The sequence below is a fragment of the Massilia sp. PAMC28688 genome (assembly GCF_019443445.1).
Classification (GTDB): domain Bacteria; phylum Pseudomonadota; class Gammaproteobacteria; order Burkholderiales; family Burkholderiaceae_D; genus Telluria_A.
The window spans coordinates 4,083,166-4,098,588 of record NZ_CP080378.1 but is presented as its reverse complement, the minus strand read 5'-3'; the positions used below and the strand labels follow the sequence as shown (position 1 = coordinate 4,098,588).

Annotated in this window: 14 protein-coding genes and 1 pseudogene; 11 read left to right on the top strand and 4 right to left on the bottom strand. The window is 60.4% G+C overall.

The features are described from left to right. Positions 1-28 precede the first annotated feature (28 nt). Together KY495_RS18430 and KY495_RS18425 are read right to left on the bottom strand one after the other, a co-directional pair. The gene (locus KY495_RS18430) at positions 29-343 is read right to left on the bottom strand and encodes a hypothetical protein (protein ID WP_219880805.1); all 315 of its coding nucleotides are present in this window, start codon (positions 341-343) and stop codon (positions 29-31) included. 68 nt (positions 344-411) lie between these two features. Continuing rightward, on the bottom strand, positions 412-1,266 hold the full coding sequence (locus tag KY495_RS18425) for a ferritin-like domain-containing protein (RefSeq protein ID WP_219880804.1): 855 nt from the start codon (positions 1,264-1,266) through the stop codon (positions 412-414). Positions 1,267-1,360: 94 nt separating this feature from the next. Between KY495_RS18425 and KY495_RS18420 the strand changes: the two genes are divergently transcribed. The 11 genes and pseudogenes from KY495_RS18420 to KY495_RS18370 all read left to right on the top strand — a co-directional run. Further along, on the top strand, positions 1,361-2,107 hold the full coding sequence (locus tag KY495_RS18420) for a transglycosylase domain-containing protein (protein WP_219880803.1): 747 nt from the start codon (positions 1,361-1,363) through the stop codon (positions 2,105-2,107). 213 nt (positions 2,108-2,320) lie between these two features. Then, positions 2,321-2,566: a peptide chain release factor-like protein gene (locus tag KY495_RS18415; RefSeq protein ID WP_219880802.1), complete on the top strand. Its 246-nt coding sequence runs from the start codon at positions 2,321-2,323 to the stop codon at positions 2,564-2,566. Positions 2,567-2,780: 214 nt separating this feature from the next. Next, positions 2,781-3,131, top strand: coding sequence for a hypothetical protein (locus tag KY495_RS18410; protein WP_219880801.1), 351 nt, complete (start codon positions 2,781-2,783; stop codon positions 3,129-3,131). Between the two features lie 280 nt (positions 3,132-3,411). Then, positions 3,412-3,807 carry a hypothetical protein gene (locus KY495_RS18405; RefSeq protein WP_219880800.1) on the top strand — a complete coding sequence of 132 codons (396 nt, stop codon included), beginning with the start codon at positions 3,412-3,414 and terminating at the stop codon, positions 3,805-3,807. 245 nt (positions 3,808-4,052) lie between these two features. Next, positions 4,053-4,463 (top strand): hypothetical protein, encoded by a 411-nt coding sequence (locus KY495_RS18400; RefSeq protein WP_219880799.1) that lies wholly within the window; start codon positions 4,053-4,055, stop codon positions 4,461-4,463. Positions 4,464-5,093: 630 nt separating this feature from the next. Further along, on the top strand, positions 5,094-5,384 hold the full coding sequence (locus KY495_RS18395; RefSeq protein WP_219880375.1) for a hypothetical protein: 291 nt from the start codon (positions 5,094-5,096) through the stop codon (positions 5,382-5,384). After that, entirely contained in the window at positions 5,384-5,725 is a 342-nt protein-coding gene (tnpB, locus tag KY495_RS18390) for an IS66 family insertion sequence element accessory protein TnpB (protein ID WP_219880374.1), read from the top strand. Before KY495_RS18395 ends, tnpB begins: the two co-directional genes overlap by 1 nt. A 55-nt stretch (positions 5,726-5,780) precedes the next feature. Continuing rightward, positions 5,781-7,322: an IS66 family transposase gene (locus KY495_RS18385; protein ID WP_219880373.1), complete on the top strand. Its 1,542-nt coding sequence runs from the start codon at positions 5,781-5,783 to the stop codon at positions 7,320-7,322. 1,857 nt (positions 7,323-9,179) lie between these two features. Continuing rightward, a protein-coding gene (locus KY495_RS18380) for an IS3 family transposase (protein ID WP_219880798.1) occupies positions 9,180-10,330 on the top strand; the annotation gives its coding sequence in 2 pieces (ribosomal slippage) (positions 9,180-9,420 and positions 9,420-10,330; 1,152 coding nt in all). Positions 10,331-10,337: 7 nt separating this feature from the next. Further along, positions 10,338-10,556: a hypothetical protein gene (locus KY495_RS18375; RefSeq protein WP_219880797.1), complete on the top strand. Its 219-nt coding sequence runs from the start codon at positions 10,338-10,340 to the stop codon at positions 10,554-10,556. 46 nt (positions 10,557-10,602) lie between these two features. Continuing rightward, positions 10,603-11,092 (top strand): annotated as a pseudogene (locus tag KY495_RS18370) (transposase); the annotation flags it as partial. 275 nt (positions 11,093-11,367) lie between these two features. On the opposite strand, the gene KY495_RS18365 reads toward KY495_RS18370, so the two are convergent. Then, positions 11,368-14,568 (bottom strand): S8 family peptidase, encoded by a 3,201-nt coding sequence (locus KY495_RS18365; protein ID WP_219880796.1) that lies wholly within the window; start codon positions 14,566-14,568, stop codon positions 11,368-11,370. A gap of 31 nt (positions 14,569-14,599) precedes the next feature. Further along, positions 14,600-15,379 (bottom strand): NF038120 family PEP-CTERM protein, encoded by a 780-nt coding sequence (locus tag KY495_RS18360; protein WP_219880795.1) that lies wholly within the window; start codon positions 15,377-15,379, stop codon positions 14,600-14,602. Positions 15,380-15,423: the final 44 nt, after the last annotated feature.

Sequence of the window (15,423 nt, the reverse complement as noted above, 5' to 3'; positions counted from 1 at the left end):
GAAGCCCCCATGGCGTGCCGGGCTGCCGTCAACGGCCTTCCTTGGTGGCGATGCTGACCAAGGTCTTGCCGTCGGCGCTCACCACGCAGTTGGCGACGATGTTCGAGGCCATGCCGATTTCATTTTTGGCAGAAAATTTGACCGTCACATTCATCTGGCCGTCGGGTTTGCTGCGTTCGACCGGCATGTCGTCGCCGTAGGCCACAGAATCGCGGTTGGTGGCACGGGACTCGATGGTATCCATGCAGGTACGGCGCGCAACGGAATCGAGCGGATTGGCAGCTTCTTGCCTCGAGCACGCGGCCAGGGTGAGCGCGAGCATAATCAGCGGTACAGTTTTCAAGTGATTTCCCCGAGATGATTTAATAGCAAAATCATACATGAACTGCGAGCGGGATCGCTGACACTTGGCTACCCGGCTGGGTTGTGATGGAGCGCACTGCCAGCGCTTTCAGTCAGTGCCGCGAGTTCTGCTTCCGTAAAACCGGCCCGGCGCCGGGCCTCGATATTGAAAGGACCGCGCATGAGCGGCGCCTCGTAGCGCACTGCCAGGTCCGCGTAAGTCGCGCGCGGCTCCAGCCCCCGTTCCTGGCACAGGTGGGTGTACCAGCGGTTGCCCACCTCCACATGCCCCACTTCGTCGCGCAGGATGATGTCGAGGATGCGGGCCGCTGCCATGTCGCCTGCCTGCGCCAGCTTGGCGCGCAGCGGCGGAATCGCGTCGAGCCCGCGCGCTTCCAGCGTGCGCGGCACCAGCGCCATGCGCGCCAGGACATCGTCACAGGTCTTGCCCACCATCTCCCACAGGCTGTCGTGCGCGGGAAAGTCGCCATAAGCGTGGCCGAGCACCGCCAGGTGGCCTGCCAGCATGTCGAAGTGGGTCGCCTCCTCGGCTGCCACGCGCAGCCAGTCCGCGTAGTACTCCGGCGGCATGGCGGGAAAACGCCATATCGCGTCCAAGGCCAGGTTCATGGCGTTAAATTCAATGTGCGCCAGCGCGTGTATCAGCATGGCCCGTCCCTCCACCGTCACCATGGAGCGCCGGCCCACGAGGCGCGGCGCGACCAGCTCCGGGCGCATTGGCCGCCCCGGGATGGGCGCGGCAGCAGCGAGGGCCCGTCCCGGGTCGATATCGAGCTGGCCGGCCTTGAACGCGCCCGCCATGGCGGCCACCGCACCGACCTTGCGGGCCGGGTCGGCCTCGGTCAGGCAATCGAGTGCGCACGCGCGCAATTGTGCAGGCAGCGGGTTTGCTGCAGGGGTCATACCTCGGTTCATGCGCATCTCATTGAACAAAACTGCGCGAAGCATAGCATCCGGGGCGCGCACAGCGCCGATTCGCGCCGCCAGGCCTTGATTGATGGACGATGTCATCTACAATGGCGCGCTCAATTCCCATAAAGGCATCATGCGTCACTCCCTGCGCCGCATCCTGATCGGCATGAGCGTTTTCATCGCCGTGTACTTGTCCACCGTGGCCATCTGGGCGGCATCGTCGATCGAGTCCATCCTGGCCCGGCACCCGGTGGCGCACGCGCCCTCGCTCCTCACACCCCGGCAAAGCGCATTGCTGCTGCAGATCGAGGACCCCACCTTCCGCTCGCACCATGGGCTCAGCCTGGCGAACGGCCAGGGCGCGACCACCCTCACCTCGTCGCTGGCGCGCGACGTTTTCCTGTTCCGCACGGAGTTGACCGGCGTCCGTGGCACGCTGCAGGCGCTGTACCGGCGCGTGTTCGCCTGCTGCAAAAAGATTGACCTGGGGCGCGACGTCACGGCGCTGGTGCTCGATGCGCACATGAGCAAGGACGAGCAGCTTGCGCTGTTTGTGGACCAGGTATACATGGGCCGGCACCAAGGCATGCAGCTGCGCGGCCTGGCACAGGCTTCCGCAGCGCTGATGGGAAAACCGCTGGCGCAGCTGACGCAAGCCGAATTCAGTGGCCTGGTCGGCATGATTCGCGCGCCTAACGAACTGCACCCGGTGCGCAACGCGGCAGCCCACCTGCAGCGGCGCGCGCGGGTACAGGCAATTGGCAGCGGTGCCTGCGAGCCGCAAGGCTGGTTCGATACCGACTACGCCGCGTGCAGCGCCCCGCCGGGCTAAGAACGCCTAACAAAACTCCTACTCGCTAGCTTGTGGTGGGTCGTAGACGTTGAGGATGCTTTCCACTTGGCAAGGTGCTATCATCCCGCGGCAGGCCGCTTTCAGCTGCCAAAAGCGGAACCTCACGCAAACCACGAGTTATTTACGAATTTATACCCGAGAATCAGTATTCGATCCTGCAATTCATACCGCGAGTAATTTTGGAATACGAACATGGGAATTTTTTCCATTGCGGATAACGAAAATTTTGATCCAACAGTTGCGCGCATCGAAACCTTTCGCGTTCCCGTGGCAGCTGGATTCCTATTGCCAAAGGGCTTGGTCAATACAAAATGTTGCGTTCGGATTACGCATCTACCTTCTGGAATTATGGTTGAGTGCTCGGAAGAACGAAATGGTCATTTAAATCGTGATATGGCTTGGAAAATGTTGAAGAATCGTCTTTTGCAGCTTTCTTGAACACCTCTCGTCAGCCAAACGGCCGACAGCTTCACGCCCGGAGGTATTCGGTCAAGAGCTCGCATGGATGCGGCCTCGCCTTTTGAGCCGAAACGTCTGCTTTGGGGCGGAAGCTGCCTGTCGTGACACATGCCAGCTTTTCCCGTGGGCAATCTGCTATCCTATCCCGAACGTCGGAGATCGGCCAGAAGCGGACCTACAGGCATTTCCAACTATGACAAAACTGTTAATTTTCATTGGCGAAGATCAGAAGTTCGCCGTTGAGTCGACGATCAGCGCTATCGTGGCAATGAACGGCACGACGAACGCGAGGCGTGGAGACTTCATTGGCGCGATCTTCGAGTGTGAGTATGGATATGCAGGAACAAGCACGATCATCCGTCTAAGCAAAGATGCGGAGACCATTACCGCTGAGGGGCTGAACCCATGCTCGCTAGTTTTTGCGCTGGAGCTTCAGAGAGCGCTCCCCATAGATCTAAATGCCATCGACATGGAATACAGCTTTAATGTAGCGCTGCGTGATTTTCAAGACGTCGAGCAACTGACGCAAGCGGTTAGTGCCTGACGTCCGCTATGGGGGCGGTAGCTGCCTGTAGAGACCGTCTCCCACTTTTGCATTCTCGCAACTGATATCATGTGTCGAACGGCCGAGATCGGCCCAGGCTGTGTAAAAACGCATAAAAATTCGGCGCGAGAAAAAATCGACCCATCAGAACGGCCGCTACGCGATTTTCTCGATGCCGGCAATGGTCACCCGACCCACGAAAATTTTGTGTTTTTGCGTTTTTACACAGCCTCGGCCAGAAGCCGTCGTTCGTTGAGCCGCCATTTCGCTAGGCATACATATGTACGAGATTGAAATCACACGCTTTCAACCACAGCCCACATTGCAGAAATTTTCTGTAGCTGAAGCGGTGGAGGCATCGACTGTAGTCTCTGGCGTGGACGATGAGACGGCTGTCATATATGTCGCGGACATTCGCGATCATGCCGACTACGGCAACTTCTACGTTTGGCTTTGCGCAGGGCGCGCATACGTGCGCCTCGACGAACACAGGGAGCACTATGGTTCCTTTCGGGATGTCACGACGGTTCCACGGGGTGAAGCGGTATTCTTTGATGAGGATGGGTCAACGTTCAATGCTTCGCTCGCCTCCACAGTTAGTGTTGCGTCAGCCAAAGAAGCTCTGGCTCATTGGCTGGCCACAGGCCGAGCAATAACTGCGCTTCTGTGGTCATAGTCGCGACAAAAGGCGCTTGGCGCACGGCCAGCGCCGGGCGCTGTAAACGACAAGGTCGGATTGCTACATGTCCGCTTTGGGGCGATAGCTGCCTGTCGAGGCCGGCTGCGAACTTTACGTATGGGCAACTGATATCATGTGACGAACGGCCGAGAACGGGCAGAATCGGACGGTCGTGGCGCGGCACCCCCTGAGCAAATTACTCAAAGTCAGCATGAGCTTTATCCAATCGATAAGGGAGCGGAATGGTTCAAACCAATAGCTTGCCCAACCTCAACGAGGATGTACGGCTGCTCCGGGGCATAATCCCTTTGTGGCATGCGGAAATGGCTTGGGCCAAGGAGCTACTAAAGAGATCATTTGACTTGGATGATCCACAGGATATCCTGCGTCGCGAGTTTCGGGGCACTCATCAGATTCCCGGAACGACCTGGTTCTTTTATACCCATGGAATCGGAGTCAACGTCTACCGGACTTCAGATGTCGGCGGCATTGACTTTGACTTCGATAAGAATGATCCCGATGCATGGAGGCTAGCTATATTTTTGGAAAAGCAGGTTAATGACGGTACCCTTTCGTTTGAAAAGTACCGTCACCTTGTTGATGACGACGAACGACTAAAAGCCGCGCTCGACGCGATTTTTGTATCCGTCTGATTTCGGCCAGAAGCGGACCTTCCCAGCGGGTCTGTGCCCGACAAGTTTAGTGAACCTTTTTCTGCAATTTCAGCGACATCAATCGAGTATGGAAATTCGCCTTGCGTGGGAACTAGAAAACGCTACACCCCTTGCAGAAATCGAAGAACGCATGCGTTCTTACGGAGTCGTCGACGGCGTAAGCGTGTTAGGCAACGGGACTTTGCTGTGTAAAAACGCAGAAGCATGTAAATTTCATGGGTAGGGTGACCATTCTCCGCACCGAGAAAATCGCGTAGCGGCCGTTCTGGAGGGTCGATTTTTTCTCACGCCAAATTTTTCTGCGTTTTTACACAGCCTGGGCCAGAAGCGGTCTGTCGGAGCACTACAAAGCACAAAGCGGAAAGGCAACGATGCGTCAAGCTCAGCGGTTCATGCGACGACAACGATACGATCCTAACGACACGGCAGATACGTTACGCTTGTTCCTTGAAAGTGCACCGGGGGTCACCCGCGTCCATGAGGTCGAGCAACATCGAAAAGGCGGCTTTTGTGCCGTTTTCGATCTCGACCGTAAGCGGCCAGCCGGCCCACCTATGAATTCCTAATCACACTGGCCACACTGCATCCCTCGTACTTTAGGAGGACAGTGTGAACAACGTGGAACGCGAGCAGGTATGGCAGGAGCGGGTAGCTCAATGGCAGGCAAGCGGCTTGTCCCAGCGCGCCTACGCAATCCAACATGGTTTCCCAGCGCGCCAGGTCGGCTACTGGGTGCGGCGATTGACGGGTGTGCAAACGTCGGCGCTGCTACCGGTGCGGGTGGTGGGCGTGCCGGCGGCGATGCCGACGATCACGCTACGTAGTGAGCGCGGCTGGACCTTGACGCTGCCCGGCGCGATACCGGCCAGCTGGCTGGCCGAAGTGATGCGGGCGCTTTGATGCAGCTGTCGGCCAATGCAATCTGGCTGGCGACGGCAGCGGTGGACATGCGCATCGGCATCGACGGGCTGTCCTTGCATGTGCAGCAGGCGCTGGGGCGGCCGCCATGCGATGGCACGGCATACGTGTTTGCCAACCGTCGCCGTACGCGCCTGAAGATGGTCTGCTGGGATGGCACGGGCGTGTGGATGTGCCTGCGCCGCCTGCACCGGGGCCAGTTTGTCTGGCCCCAAGTTGACGACGCCTGCTGGCAGATCAGCGCCGAACAATGGCAATGGCTGGTCGCTGGCGTGGACTGGCAACGCCTGTCGGCACCGGCACCAGCGCAGTGGCGACTGTGAGGACGTAAACTGTTTCGCTTGTAAACATCGTCCGTGCTCTGTAAACTACTGAGCCATGGACCTGCTCAACGAACTCGCCGATCTGGATATCGCTCCTGCCGCCTTGGCGAAGGTGCAGGCATTGTTCGAGCAGCAGCAGGCCAAGCTGGCACAGCGCGACGCTGTGCTCGCTGAGAAGGACTTCAAGATCACCGCGCTGACGCACGAGCTGGCGTACTACAAGCGGGTTCGCTTCGGCAAGGCCAGCGAAGCACTCGTCGGCGCGCAGCGGCTGCTGTTTGAAGAAACGGTCGATACGGACCTGGCAGCCATCGACGAGGAACTTCAAGCGCAGGCCCCCGTAAATCGGCAGCGCAAGCGCGCCGGGCGCCAACCGCTGCCAGCGCATCTGGAACGCATCGAGCACCGTCATGAGCCCGAGTCGTGCCTGTGCGGTCAATGCGGCGCCGACCTGGTCAAGATCGGCGAAGACGTAAGCGAACAGCTGGACGTGGAACCGGCGCGCTTCTTCGTGCATCGCCACATCCGCCCGCAGTATGCGTGCCGTCCTTGCGAGACGGTGACGGCGGCGCCTATCCCGCCAGCCGTCATCGACGGCGGCATGGCCGCTGTCGGGCTGCTGGCCTGGATCGCGGTGTGCAAGTACCTTGACCACTTGCCCCTCTACCGCATCGAACAGATTGCCGCGCGTGACGGCGTGCCACTGGCCCGCTCTACGCTCGGCGAATGGATCGGGCGCATCGGTGTGGCCTTGCAGCCGCTGGCTGACCGCTTGGCCGAACTGCTCAGGCAACGAAGTTGCCTGCATGCCGACGAAACCCCGGTGCGCCAGCTCGATCCTGGCAGCGGCAAGACCAAACACGCCTATCTGTGGGCCTACCGCTCCAACGTACTCGATGACGGGTCGGGCATCGTCGTGTTCGATTACCAGACCAGTCGCGCTGGGGCGCACGCTCGCGCCTTCCTGCAGCAATGGCGCGGCCATCTAATGGTGGACGACTATGTCGGCTACAAGGCGCTGTTTACGGCAGGCCCCACCGAGCTCGCTTGCCTGGCCCACATCAGGCGCAAGTTCTTCGACGTCCACGCTGCTAGCGGCAGCCCGGTGGCCGAGGAAGCACTACGGCGCATTGGGCAGCTGTACGCCATCGAGCAGCAAGCGGCGGGGATGACGGCGCAACAGCGCGCAGCGTTGCGTGAGCAGCTCGCCATGCCAGTGCTGGCCGACTTGCATGGCTGGCTGGTGGCGACCCAGCGCAGCGTCGCTGCTGGCAGTGGCACGGCCAAGGCCATCGAGCATGCTCTCAAGCGCTGGGCGGCGCTGCAGTGCTATGCCAGCTCGGGCAGCCTTCCGATTGACAATAATCCGGTCGAGAATGCGATACGCCCCATCGCCATCGGCAAGAAGAACTGGCTGTTTGCCGGCTCCGAGCGCGCGGGCCGCCGCGCCGCTGCCATCCAGAGCCTGTTCGCTACCGCCAAGCTTAACGGCCTGGACCCGGCTCGCTGGCTCGCCGACACCCTCGCAAAGCTTCCCACCTGCCCCAACAGCAAAATCGACTCGCTGCTACCGTTCGCAAACTCTACACAGACTTAAACGCTGGTAGAAGGTGGCTGGGCTGGCCGCTTACTCTCGACCATCAGAGTCTGGATTTGTTTATAGCCGAGCTAGATCGTCACGATTGGATGTCGGTGATGTAAAAGCGCGGCAGCGCGCTTGGGGTCGACAGCTGGCTGTCACAACATGCAGGAATCGGCTAACAGCAGACATTCGAAAATAAGAGGAAGTGATGACACCCGAGCGTGAGCGCGAATTTGGGGGCTCGGGTAATGGTGGATTTGGGGGCTCGGGCGAAACGATCACTGTGGGTGGCGGAACGACTTGGTGAACAATGAAAAACTTTAAACAACTGATAGTCGTACTACTAGCCAGCACGGTCCTCACCTTGGGCGCGTACGGAATCCTATGGAATGGAGGGGCCGATGATGGGGGATTTTTCGCCGCAGTCTTGGGGGTATCCATTGTTGTTGGAGTACTTGCGTCACCGGACAGGAATATTCGCTACGGTTTGAAGCGCCTCTGGCTCTTTGATTGGATACCAGTTGTGGTCGCGCCGGCGCTAATTTTGTCGTTGGGGCATAGCGAATCAATATGGATGACGGGGACGAGATACACCTGCTTCTTTATATTCTTTCTCGCAGGCGCTACCACGGCCCGCCGATTCGTCGCAGGACGTACCTGACAGAGCTTTTAGTTTCCTGGAAGCGAAGGCTTAGGCGATGGTAGAACTGATGTCCAGGGTGCGCCAAAATGCCCACAGCGCGCGCCAATCCAACCAACTGCGGCGTCGCCATCGCAAGTGACTGTCCAGGGGCGCTCGGGTTCTGGACTACTGCAGTGAATGCCCATTACCTTACTTCAGCGCACGGCGTTTGTAACGTCGCAGTGCACTGCAAGGTGCTGATTTTTTCTAGGTTCGAGTGTCAGCTTTGGGGCGTTTCCGGTCACTCGTCAGTTTAACTGGGTGCTTTCCGGGGGGGCAAGCTGCTATCATCGGCCGACAGGCTTGGTATCGGCCAAAAGCGGTCTTTCCCAAGTGCCGCATTCCTGACTTCTCCGAGTCATTAAGCTCGCACCAGGTAACCTGTTTGACATGATTATTTTTCCTAATTTCGTCCGCAACGGTTCGATCCGTTGCTTAGGTTACGCGGCTATGTTGCTAAGCATCGGCGTATATCTTACGCATAAAACATGGTTTAGTTGGCGTGAAGGCGCGATCACAACTTTGTCACGACGCGGTGATGTGATCACTTTCTCCGCCGGCGAGCCTGGGTGGTATTTCGCATTTACCGTAACCATGTCCTTGGCACTCTTAACGCTACTCCTAGGCCTACGGTACGCGCTCGTCTTTGCCCTCCCAAAGCGGATAAGGGACGAAGAATTCGCAAGGCTGGTCGATTTCTACCGACAAAGTCTTCCCGCGTCACCACGCCTGCGCGCAGCTGGGTTGCTGTGCCTCGCGATCGCAGGGCTTTGCTCAATAATCCGCTAACTCACAAGCCGATAAGGCTGAGGCAGCAGAATGGCCTGAATTGTCAGCTTCGCCATGGAGTACTCAGTCAAGAAGTTCCCACGGCTGAGGCCGGTGCGAAGGTCAGCTTTGGGGCAGAGGCGGCCTGATGGTTAGCCGCATTTCGTCGAGTACAATCGGGAACTGCCGACCAGAATCAGCCATTTGCGGGGCGAGCAGATCCCGTCTTGGTTGGCGCACACGGAAATTTATGACGCTTCAAGTGGGCACTAAGAACGCCATGCGAGACTGGACCGCGCTGTGAAACCTTCAGCAATGCTCGTCGTTGCATTGAGCACGATTGTCGTCGTGCCGCTAATATTTGAATCGCCACGACATTTGTAGACACTCCCGAGCCATAATATCGGGCACAAGGAGAATATATGAGCGGCAAGCGGTACACAGAGGAATTTAAGATTGCAGCAGTCAAGCAAGTAGCCCAGCGTGGGCATCCAGCGAGCGAAGTAGCGGAGCGGCTCGGGGTAAGCATCCATAGCCTGTATGCGTGGACGAAGCGCTATGGCGTGCCCGAGGCGCAGCGCAAGGCTGTCGACGTTCAGTCCGACGAAATGCGGCGCCTGAAGGCCGAGCTCAAGCGCGTCACGGAGGAGCGTGACATATTGAAAAAGGCCGCGGTGTACTTTGCCAAGACGTCCGGGTAAGGTACACCTTAATTGCTGAGTTACAGGACCAATTTCCAGTGCGCCGGCTGTGCAAAGTGCTCGATGTGCACCCAAGCGGCTTCTATGCCTGGCGCCTGAACCCTGAAAGCCGCCGCGCCAGGGAAGACAAGCGCCTCCTGGTTCCCATTAAGGAGTCATGGCTCGAGAGCGGCAGCGTGTACGGCTACCGCAAAGTCAGCGACGACCTGCGCGAGCTCGGTGAACAGTGCGGTATCAATCGCGTCCACCGTCTTATGCGGTCGGCCGGGATTCGTTCGCAAACCGGCTACGCCAAGCGGAAATACAAACGCGGCGGTGCCCCTTCCCTGGTGGCGCCTAACCATCTGCAACGCCAGTTCGATGTGCAGGAACCGAATCGCGTCTGGGTAACGGATATCACGTACATTCGCACATACGAAGGCTGGCTCTATCTTACGGTTGTACTGGACCTGTTTTCACGTCAGGTGATCGGCTGGTCAATGAGCTCCCGAATCGATCGCGAGCTGGCGATGAATGCACTCTTGATGGCCGTCTGGCGTCGGCAGCCCAAGGATACGGTGATGGTGCATTCCGATCAAGGCAGCCAGTTCAGCAGCTACGACTGGCGCGACTTCCTGGACGAGCATAACCTGCAGCAGAGCATGAGCCGGCGCGGGAACTGCCACGATAATGCCGTAGCCGAGAGCTTCTTTCAGCTGCTAAAACGGGAGCGAATCAAGCGCAAGAGCTACGGCACACGGGAAGAAGCAAAGCAGGATGTCTTCGATTACATCGAGATGTTCTACAATCCAAAGCGCCGGCACAGCTTCAGCAATGACTTATCGCCGGTCGAATATGAAAAGCAGTATTTCCAGCGGCTCGCGAGTGTCTAGCAAACTCGTGGCGATTCAAGAGCTTGAAATAGCCAGGTTAGACCTCTCCGAGAGGAGCGGCAACTTCCGCGTCCTCACAGGTTGGCTTGGCGAGGTTCAGTCATTGGAAGCCGAAGACTGGAAAACAGTTCAGGTGGAGGAACTCAAACAGATCATTACGCAACTGCTTGAACTAGTCGCTGAAGCCCAGTTAGCCAAAAAGCTTCTCTTCGCGATGGGGGACTGACTTAGAAGCAACTTGTGACATTGAGATGTGAAACTAGGTTGTGTCACGAAGGTCCCTCACGGGCATTCTATTTGTTCTTAAAACTGGAATACCTTGGGAATACCTGCCGCGTGAGCTTGGGTGCGGCAGCGGCATGACCTTCAGCGTGGCCTGCCCCTCGTGGCTAAAATCACCGGCGCTCAGGTAATGATTCGCGCCTCCTCATTCCACTCGTAGAATCGATCCCAGCTGTTAAAGGCCTACCCGGCCGTGCGCGGAAACGTCCAGATAAGCTGCACGCTGATCGAGCGTACGCTTCGATAGCACATCGAGTCTGGTTGCGCCGGCGAGGAATCTCAATACGGATAGCACGCGACGGGGTCGATTCACGCGAAAGGCCCGGCAGGTGGGGTTGGGTCGTTGAACGTACCCCGGGGTGGCGACACCGTTTTCGCAGATTGCGCATCCGTTATGAACGGCAAGCGGACATCCACCAAGCGTTTCTTTCGCTCGCCTGCTCACTCATCTGTTGGAGGTATGTCGAGAGGTTTTGTTAGGCGCTCCAAATACCCGCGCCGGCGCCACCCTGACCAGGCTGACCGCCTGCAAGGCGCGCTGACTGCGCTTGAATGGGGCCGGCGGCGGCCTGCTCGACCAGCGCCGCGTTCTGCCGGGTCACCGTAGCGATCTCGTTGATGACCACGCTCCGGGGCGAGCCCGGCGACGCCGCTCCGGGCACCCCAAAAAAAAACGCCGCATCCAGCCAGGACGCGGCGTTTCGTGCGATGCCAATTCGGCCGGCCTCAGCCAGCGCGGATCAGGCCAGGCGGGCTTAGTCGGCGCCGCCGGCTGGCAGGCCTTCCTTTGCCATCTTGCCAGCCGCCGTGGCCGTTGGCACCGGATTGGTGGCGTCCACTTCCACCAGCGTGTAGCTCAGCGGCGTGGCACCGTTCATCAGGTACTGGATGACGCCCATGTAGCGCAGGCCGGGAGTCAGGGACGACCAGCTCGCGACAGCCGAAGCCGTGCCACCGGTGAAGACGCTCGATGGCAATGCCACCTTGAAGTTGCCCCCCACATCGCTCGAACCGACCACCCACGATGCCAGCGTGTAGGTGGAGCTGCCGTTGCGCGGTGCGTAGCCAGCCACGCAGAGGCGGTAGTTGCCGGCCGCAGGTGCCATCAGGGTGATCATTTCGTTAGACGTGGCCGTGCCGCTGTAGCCCACCTGGTTACCCGCCGCGTCGAGCAGGAACAGGTCGAGGTCGTCCGTGCCGCCGCTCTGGAAGCCGCTGGTGTCAACGTCACGCAGCGAGAAACGCATCATCATCGTGTTGACCGGTACCGTCACCGCGGTGGCCACCACGCCGGCCGAGCCGCCTGCCCGGCATTCGGCCAGGCCGCCGTCCGCCGCATTGGTCTGCGCCACGGTCTGGGTCATCAGGGTGGCCGGCTTGAGGCCACCCTTGGCGGCCGTGAGCTTGCCGCTGAAGCCGGAACCGACGGTAAACACCGAGTTGCCGGTCACCATTTCGCTCTTGAGCAGCGGTGGCGCCACGAACGCCTGCGCCCGGGCAGTCAGGGGGCTCTTGACCACGTGGGTGCCATCGCGCCACTCGAGTGAACCGAAGCTGTACTCGTTCATTGGTGCGGTGGTGCGAGTCAGGGTGACACGGTAGGTACCCTTGGCTCCAGGGGCAAGCGTCAGGGTCGACGGCGCCACCGCGACCGTAAAGCCAGGCAGGGTTGCCGCTGCCGTATAGGTCGATGCGGTGTCGCTCACGTTGGTGACCGTGCGCGTCATGGTCAGCTTGCCCAGCACGCTGGCAGCGGTGAGCGAAGCCAGGTTCAGGTTGTAGTCGGCAATGCTGCCGGTCACGTTGCAGGTGGCCGGGGCCACCAGGCGCGCGCCGCACAGGTAGCGGATGTAGTCGGTGGTACTGGCGTCATACACCAGGCCCGGGTTGGTGGCCATGTTCGGCACCACATGCCCCGCACCCTGGCCAAATGGCAGGCGGCCGTTCTGCAAGCCGGGCAAGCCATCGTTGAAGGTGTTCGATGCGGTGGTCATCAGGGCCGACTTGATGGCCGCAGGCGACCAGGTCGGATGCAGCTGCTTGAGCAGCGCGGCCAGACCGGCCACGTGCGGGCTGGACATGGACGTGCCGTTGTAGGAAGCCCAGGCCGCGCCAGGCACCAGGCTGCCGCTCGCGATACTGTCGCGCTCAGCCTGGTCATGCACCGGCGTCACAGCGGCGATGATGTCCACGCCGGGCGCGGTCAGGTCTGGCTTGAGAATGTTGGCAAAGCCCTTGTTGGGACCGCGCGAAGAGAAGCCAGCCATCACCGGTGCCGGCGTGGAACCGACCTGCGGGCTCCAGGTGGACAGCGACAGCGTGGCCCCGGGCGTACCCTGGATATACGAAAGCAGTGCGCTGCCGGCAGCGCTGGAGACGTGCACGGTAGGCACGCTGTGCTTTTCCGCCACCAGGCCTGCGCCGTTGTCGGCCAGCACCATACCGGCGCCGCCGGCATCAGAGACGGCGCGGCTCTTCTCGGTCCGGGCCGTGTTGCCGCGCTCGCACAGGACAATCTTGCCGCTCACGCGGCTGGGGTCGAGCGCCGATGCTGCCGTGCCACCAAAGGTGACGCGGTCGGCTGCCGTGTAGCACAGGCGGCGGGCCAGCTTGTCGGCCGCGCTCAGGCTGTCGTACGGCACCACGCCGGCGTCGCGCGCGGCAATGGCGGGCACATTGGTCAGCGCCGTTTCATTGAGCGAGGCGCCAACATAGCTGTTGCCATTCCCGGCCGTGACGGTGGCGCCGTTGAGGCGGTTGTGGGTCGAGGCGCCCACGGTCGTGATCCACGGCGACAGGTGGGCCACCTGGTTGTTAGGGCCGCTGTTACCGGCCGAGGCCGCGACAAAGACGTTGGCGTCCGCGGCGCCGAAAAAGGCCAGTTCCACGGGATCGGTCACGCTGGTCTGGGAACCGCTGATGGAAAAGTTGATGACGTTCACGCCGTCGAGCACGGCGCGGTCGATCGCCGCCACGCTGTCGGAATTGAAGCAGGAATTGCGGGTACCGCTGCCGTCAGGATTGCTCGGATCGGGATAGGTCCAGCACACCTTGTAGGCCGCAATGCGTGCGTGGGGCGCGATGCCGCTGGCCTTGCCCATCTGAACGCCATTGATGGCGATATCCACGTTGGCATTGCCGCCGGCGGTGCTGGCGGTGTGCGTGCCGTGGCCGCCCTTGCCGCTCGGGCCGTCGACCGAATCGCGCGGCGAAACGAAGTCACTCCAGTGCAGGGAGCGGCCACTGGAGAGGAAGCCGCTGTTGAAGTAGCGCGCGCCGATCAGCTTGTTGTTGCAATGGCTGGCGGTAAAGCCTTCGCCAGTCTGGCAGGCGCCGCTGAAGCTGGCCGGCGGCGCGTCAAAGACCAGGCTGCCAGCGCCGTCAAAGGTCGGGTTGCCGTTGCCATCGACGCGGTCGGCAAAGGCCTTGTTCTCCGGCCAGATGCCGCCGTCAACGATACCGATGACAATGCCGTCGCCAGCCTTGCCCTTGCCGCCGGGCTGCTGGTTCCACAGGCCGTCAGGCATCTTGTCGAGGCCCAGGAAGCCACCGGTGTAATTGGTGTCGAGGGTGCGCTCTTCGTCGGCGTTGATGGCGGCAACAGCCGGGTCGCCCTTGAGCGCCTTGACTTCGGCGTCGGTCAGCAGGGCGGCAAAGCCATTGAAGACCACCTTGTAGCGGTGGGTGACCTGGGCCGCGGCCACGGTCGAGAGCACGCTGCTCTGTTTCTGGTCAAGGTAAGTGATGTAGTTCTGGACGTCGGCAGCACTCACGTTCAGGGGCTGGCCGGCGGCCGGCTTGGTGGCCGGCAGGCCGGTGACGCCGCCGGTGTAGGAAGCGACCGGCTTGTCGGCGAGCTGCACAATGTACGAGCGGCGCACGGTGTCGGCGGAGGCAGTCAGGGCAGCGCTCGAGAGCAGCGCGACGATGGCGAGGGAAATTGGGCGCAGTTTCATGGATTAGTCCTGTGAAAGGTTACGCGGGCGCTCAAGCGCGGCGGCGGGAGAAAGCGGCAAGGCCCGCAATGCCGAGCAACATCAGGGCATAGGACGACGGCTCCGGGATCACGTTCAGGTTCAGGTCATCGATGGCAAACTGCGCTTGGTTCTGGACCAGTTCGCGTTCAAACACGCAGTCGCCGTTGCCGTCAAACAGGCAGGCGCCAATGGCCAGGCTGGTCAGCGTGGTGCTGCGGAAGGCCGAGTCCACCATGAAGGCGTCAAAGACAAAGCGGCCGTCGAGGTTTTGGCCGGGGAAATCGGCGCCCGTGGTGATGATGCTGCCATCGGCGGTGGTGCCGGTCAGCATCAGGCGGCCATAGCTGAAATCCTGCAGGCCCGCCAGCGGTGCGATAAAGGCGTAGTCCAGGCCAGCGACACGGAAACCGGCGGCGCCGGCAATGGTGATGTTCAGCCAGCCGTCATTAAGCCCGCCAAAGTACACGCTGCCGTTGCCAACAGGACAGGCGGTCAGGGTACAGGCCATGGCATTGTCCGAATCAATCATGGCGCCAACCGCGCCGTATTCATCGGCTGCTGCCGTGGGGTTATTCAAAACCTGCAGCGTAAACAAGCCTTCGGTAAAGGCATCGCCCGTGTTGTAGGCGGTGTCGCCCGCGTTGAGCACGGGGGTGACAACGTTTTGCGCGGCATCAAACGTGAGCAGGGCAGCCTGGGCAGGCGCGGCCAGCACGCCGCATGCACCCAGCACCGAAGCGCACAGCAAGTTCTTGAGAAAGGCCGCAGCCGGTTTCGATTGACGATTCATGTGTCTCACACCTTATGATTTGATTTATTGGTCTAGGTATCACG